A 283-nucleotide genomic window follows, 5' to 3' on the forward strand; every position below is an offset into this window, starting at 1 on the left:
TGCCATCGACCGCGGGCAACGGGAGGCCGCGACAGCACTCGGATTGAAGTCCCGGCAGACATTCCGGACTGTCAGCCTTCCTCAAGCCGCACGCCTGGTCATCCCCCCGACCGGCAACCAGGCGATCGGCATGCTGAAGGCGAGTGCGATCGTCTCCGTCATCGGCATGCAGGACTTGCTGACACAGGCGCAGGTCATATACGCCCGCAACTTCCTGGTGATCGAACTCTTGTTCGTCGCCTCGATCTGGTACCTCGCGATCACGACCGTGGCGTCGATCGGC

Annotated in this window: 1 protein-coding gene; it reads left to right on the forward strand. The window is 63.3% G+C overall.

Annotation, left to right across the window (positions count from 1 at the left end; genetic code table 11):
• On the forward strand, positions 1-283 hold a 283-nt coding region (locus SB764_RS39450), incomplete at both ends, for an ABC transporter permease subunit (RefSeq protein ID WP_410866676.1).

It is taken from the genome of Paraburkholderia sp. SIMBA_027 (assembly GCF_046535315.1).
Lineage (GTDB): Bacteria > Pseudomonadota > Gammaproteobacteria > Burkholderiales > Burkholderiaceae > Paraburkholderia > Paraburkholderia tropica.